The sequence below is a fragment of the Streptomyces sp. SID486 genome, assembly GCF_009865385.1.
Classification (GTDB): domain Bacteria; phylum Actinomycetota; class Actinomycetes; order Streptomycetales; family Streptomycetaceae; genus Streptomyces.
This window is the reverse complement of record NZ_WWJT01000012.1, coordinates 1-4,395: the sequence shown is the minus strand read 5'-3', so window position 1 is coordinate 4,395 and position 4,395 is coordinate 1. Positions and strand designations below refer to the sequence as shown.

Sequence of the window (4,395 nt, the reverse complement as noted above, 5' to 3'; positions counted from 1 at the left end):
CCGGGCCCGGCGCGGCGGAGGGCGGTCCGGGCCGGCCGGCGGGCGGCGCGCCCCCGGCCCAGTGCCGGGGGCGCGCCGCGGTCTGCAGACGCTCCGGCAGCAGCGCCATCGCGCCGCCGCCGGTCGCGCCGATCAGCCGCAGACCCGGGTACTTGTCCAGCCATCCCGCGAACGCGATCATGGCCATGCCCATCGTGACGTCGCCGAAGCGGCCGATCTGTTCGACGAAGCCGATCCCGTCCACCCGTTCCGTGCCCACCGGTTCGGCCGGCGCGTGCACCAGGACCGGCACCTCCGCCTGCGCGGCCAGCGCGAAGAAGGAGTCGGCGCGCGCCGAACCGAGCAGCTCCCCGTGGACGCTGGAGGTGGTGATCAGACCGACGAAGGCGGGGTCCGCCAGGGTCTCGCACACCCCTTCGAGGTGGTCGTCGTCCCCGAACGGGTTGGCGTAGACGTACCCGCGCAGCTGGTCCGGGAACTTGCGGATCAGATCCGACATCCAGCCGTGGAACGCGCGCAACCGGTCACGGGGCTGGGCGTAGTTGTCGACGCCCGGCACCCGTGCCATCGCGCCGGCCCCGACCGGGCTGCCGATGATGGTGAGGTCGATGCCGGCCTCGGCGCGGGCGGCGAGCATGCCGTCCACGTCGGTCAGGCTCGGGGGCATGGGGAAGCGTTCGGCCGCTTCCGGTGGGGACAGGTGCCCGTGGATGTCGATGATCACTTATCGGTTCCCGGTTTCGGTGCGAGTGCGCGGGTGACCGCGGCACAGTCCTGGTCGCCCAGTCCTTGCTCGGTGGCGCGGACGTGGGTCTCCGCCGCGGCGGTCGCCAGCGGCAGGCTCAGGCCGACTGCTGCTGCCTGCTTGGTAGCGAGCATGAGGTCTTTCGCCATCAGCCGCAGCCGGAAGTCCGGGTCGTCGAACCGGGCGGAGGCCAGGCGCCGGGACTTGAACGCCATGACCGGAGAGGCGAAACCGCTGCCGGCGATGGTCTTGAGGACCTGCTGCCGGTCGAGTCCGCAGGCGCCCGCCAGTTCGGTCGCCTCGGCCAGAGCCTGCACCTCGATGCCCATCAGCAGGTTGAGGAGCAGTTTCATCCGCATGCCGGAACCGAGTGCGCCCAGATGGACCACTTCCTTGCCCAGCGTCCGCAGCAGCGGCCCGGCGGCCTCGAACACCTGCTTGTCGCCGCCCAAGAACAGCCGCAGCTCCCCGTCGCGGGCGTGGTCGCGGTTGCCGAGCATGCCCATGTCCAGGATCTGGGGGAGGTCCCCGGCGATCTGGACGACCTCCTCGGGGGCGACGGTGCTGGCGCACAGCAGGAGGCCGGGGTAGGGGCCTTCGGCCAGTACGCCGCCGGGCCCGTGCAGTACGGAGCCGAGGGCCTCGCCGTCGGCGACGGCGCAGATGGCGGCGCTCGTACCCGCGACGGCGTCGGCGGGGTCGGCGGCGACGTGGGCGCCCGCGTCGGCGAGCGGTGCCGTACGGTCGGCGGTACGGTTCCAGACCCGGACCTGTATGCCCTCGTCGAGAAGGCGTGTGGCCAGTCCGGCGCCCATGGCGCCGAGGCCGAGTACGGCGACGGGGCCGATGCCGGTCCGCGTCATGACGCCACCCCCTTCGTCTCCTTGATCACGTGGAAGCGCATCGACTGCCTCTCGTCGACCCACTGGCGCAGCGGGGCCACCAGCTCGCGGTGCTCCTCGCTCTGCTGCCAGGCGAAGAAGTCCTCGGCCGTACGCCATTCGCTGGTGATGACCCACTGACGGGAGTCGTCGGCGGGTGCTCCGAGCCGCTCGACGATGTGGCCGGGGGTGCCGGCCACGGACTTCCGGAGCTGCTCGTACAGATCCAGGAATCCCTGTTCGCCGCCCTCTTTGACGCGGACCGCGAAGACGACGCTCAGCTTGTCGGCCGACTGGCCCTGGTGGTTGGTGCCCATGTCTCCTCCTGAAGTGAGATCCGGCGGGACACGACTCCCACGGACTCATGTCGCCCGTACGGCTGCAACTCCGAATGGGGGAGGGGCCAGTGGCGACAAGGGTCGGCCGCGGCGTCATTACTCATTTCGGGTGAGCCGTCACCCGTGCTGCAGCCCTGTCGTCCGGACGTGGCGGGGGCGTGCCCGGACGGGTCCGCCCACCTGACCCGTTCGGGTGACGCCGGCCGGTCCGGGGACCGGCCGACGGTCCGGGGACCGGCCGACGATCCAGGACCGAGCAGCCCAGACCCGACCAACTGCAAGAAACGATCAAGAATTGGCCAAGATCGATCAATGTGTGTTCTTATTCGGGCTGCTCAGAACGATCCGGGAGAAGTGATCCATGCTGGTGGCGCTCTTCGCCGTCATCGCCGAAACAGCCGCGCTGATCGTCTACACGGTCCGCAGGGGGTCCGGGGCGGACCTTCCGTCGCTGGGCGAGGTGGATGTCCGAAGCCTCCTCTTCGCCGCGCTGGCGGCGGACGCCGGCTACGCGCTGGCGCAGAATCAGGACGCCGGTGCGGACGGCCTGTTCCTCCTGGTGCTGTTCGGCTGCGTGCTGCCCACGCAGGCCGGCGCCGCCGCGCGCCACCTCGGCGGCCGCCTGTCGTGGTCGGCCGACCTGATCGCCGGTGCGGGCGGCCTGGCGGTGGGGACCCTGAATCCGGACACGCCCTGGCCCTGGAGCTGAGGCCGGCGTGCCGCGTCCGTGACCGGGACCGGCCCCTCGCGGTGGCGGGAACCGTGGACGGCTGGCTCGTTCGGGTGAGGATGGATCGATTCGGCGGCCGGTGACCGCGCGTGTCGGCGTGATCTTGGGAAGGGTGACTCCGCACGTCGTCACTCCACGTGAAGGGACACCTTTTCCATGCGTCTTCGCAACGCCGCCGTCGCCGCCTTCGGCGCCCTCGCCCTGACCGTCGCCGTCCCCGCCTCCGCGTCCGCCGCGTCCGGTGAGTTCCAGTACACCTACACCGGCCTGGACGGCTCCCCCAGGAGCGCGATCCTCGAGGACCCGGACAGCGGCGAGTGTGTGACGCTCCCCGAGGTCGCGGACCCGGGAGCCAGTTCTCCGGCCCACTCCCCGCGCAACCGGACCGACGAGTACGCGCTCGTGTTCACCGAGCCCGACTGCACGGGCGACTCCTTCACGCTGCGTCCGCACACCGGGTACGGCAGCGAGCGCCTCAAGCTCCGCTCGGTCGTCTTCTTCCGCTGACGGGGCCGGGCCCCGTCGCCGGCCGTCGCCCGGCCGCTTGAGGGCGGGGGCGACGGCGGGGCGCCGGCTGATGAAATGATGACCGCGACATAGGCGACGGCGGTCCGAGGAAGCCGGTGTGAATCCGGCGCGGTCCCGCCACTGTGACCGGTGCGCGAGTCTCCGAGGGTCCTCCGCCCCCACCGGGGTGGGCGGGCGCGACGAGCGGTGCCCCGGGAGCCAGGAGACTCACGCGGTCGCCTCCTCAGCGACACCGGGGCGGATCTCCCCGGGAGGGGAGCGCCGACACATGACGGAGCGTCCGACAGAAGAGGGACCCGGCCCGGCCGTACGGGGCGGTGGGCCGGCGCCGTGCCGGGTCGTCGTGTGCCGGGACTGCTGCTGCGGCAGCCCCAAGGTGACGGGGGTCGACCACGCCGCGCAGACCGCGCGGCTGAGGGCGGAGGTACCGGTACGCATATCCGCGTGCCTCGACGTGTGCGACCAGGCCAACGTCATCGTCGTGCAGCCCTCCGCCGCCGGCCGAGCCGCCGGTGCGCGGCCGGTCTGGCTCGGGCTCGTCAACGACGCGGACGCCACCGAGGACATCGTCGCCTGGGTGCGGGCCGGCGGGCCGGGCGTGGCTCCGCGGCCCGACATCCTCGACCTGTACGCCTTCCCGTCACCGCGGCGCCGGGCGGAGCCCTAGCGCCGCCGTGCGGTCGGGGGCGGGTCGGCCGATCTGAGCGCCGTCGCGCGGTCGGGGGCGGGTCGGCCGATCTGAGCGCCGCCGCGGCGACGGGGGCGGGTCCGCCGACCGCCCGCGAAGCGGCACCCTTCGCGTGGGAACGGCCCCCCAGGCGTGCCGCTGACGCATGGTCACCAGGGCCGCAATACCACGTAGGGAAGATCGTTCAGCATGGACGGGGTCTTGGCCGTGCCCCGGTCACGCGATACCGTCTGTTCGAAATCGACGACGGCGGAACGGAAGCCGGTGGGAACCCGGCACGGTCGCGCCACTGTGTTCGAGGCACCTTCGAGGTGCCTCGTGAGTCAGACCCGTGGCCGTCGTCCTGTGCACCACCGAGATGGGACGCGAACTCCCAGAGGAGGTCCTGCCATGGCGCAGACCGTCGCCCAGCCGACTGCCACCCCCGTCGTTCCCGCCAAGCTACCGCTGAAGGCGATAGCTCCCTGGGCGGTCTTCTTCGGCGT

At 72.1% G+C, this 4,395-nt stretch carries 6 protein-coding genes, 1 pseudogene and 2 riboswitches; of the genes and pseudogenes, 4 read left to right on the top strand and 3 right to left on the bottom strand.

The window, feature by feature from the left end; all coding sequences use genetic code 11:
- The 3 genes from GT045_RS00910 to GT045_RS00900 all read right to left on the bottom strand — a co-directional run.
- Positions 1-724 (bottom strand): amidohydrolase family protein (locus tag GT045_RS00910; RefSeq protein ID WP_161332978.1); only part of this gene is annotated, 724 nt, incomplete at its 3' end.
- On the bottom strand, positions 721-1,608 hold the full coding sequence (locus GT045_RS00905; RefSeq protein WP_161287853.1) for an NAD(P)-dependent oxidoreductase: 888 nt from the start codon (positions 1,606-1,608) through the stop codon (positions 721-723). The genes GT045_RS00905 and GT045_RS00910, both read right to left, overlap by 4 nt.
- Positions 1,605-1,943, bottom strand: coding sequence for an antibiotic biosynthesis monooxygenase family protein (locus tag GT045_RS00900; RefSeq protein ID WP_161287852.1), 339 nt, complete (start codon positions 1,941-1,943; stop codon positions 1,605-1,607). The genes GT045_RS00905 and GT045_RS00900 overlap by 4 nt, the downstream gene beginning before the upstream one ends.
- Before the next feature lie 382 nt (positions 1,944-2,325).
- On the opposite strand from GT045_RS00900, the gene GT045_RS00895 reads away from it, so the two are divergent.
- The 4 genes and pseudogenes from GT045_RS00895 to GT045_RS39315 form a co-directional block, all read left to right on the top strand.
- On the top strand, positions 2,326-2,673 hold the full coding sequence (locus tag GT045_RS00895) for a hypothetical protein (RefSeq protein ID WP_161287851.1): 348 nt from the start codon (positions 2,326-2,328) through the stop codon (positions 2,671-2,673).
- A 177-nt stretch (positions 2,674-2,850) separates the two neighbouring features.
- Complete coding sequence (locus GT045_RS00890; RefSeq protein ID WP_161287850.1) at positions 2,851-3,201, top strand: hypothetical protein; 351 nt, start codon at positions 2,851-2,853, stop codon at positions 3,199-3,201.
- Positions 3,202-3,307: 106 nt separating this feature from the next.
- A riboswitch (cobalamin riboswitch) is annotated at positions 3,308-3,431 on the top strand.
- Positions 3,432-3,490: 59 nt separating this feature from the next.
- Complete coding sequence (locus GT045_RS00885) at positions 3,491-3,889, top strand: (2Fe-2S) ferredoxin domain-containing protein (RefSeq protein WP_202515167.1); 399 nt, start codon at positions 3,491-3,493, stop codon at positions 3,887-3,889.
- A gap of 209 nt (positions 3,890-4,098) precedes the next feature.
- Positions 4,099-4,262: riboswitch (cobalamin riboswitch) on the top strand.
- 38 nt (positions 4,263-4,300) lie between these two features.
- Positions 4,301-4,395, top strand: a pseudogene (locus GT045_RS39315) (CbtB-domain containing protein); the annotation flags it as partial.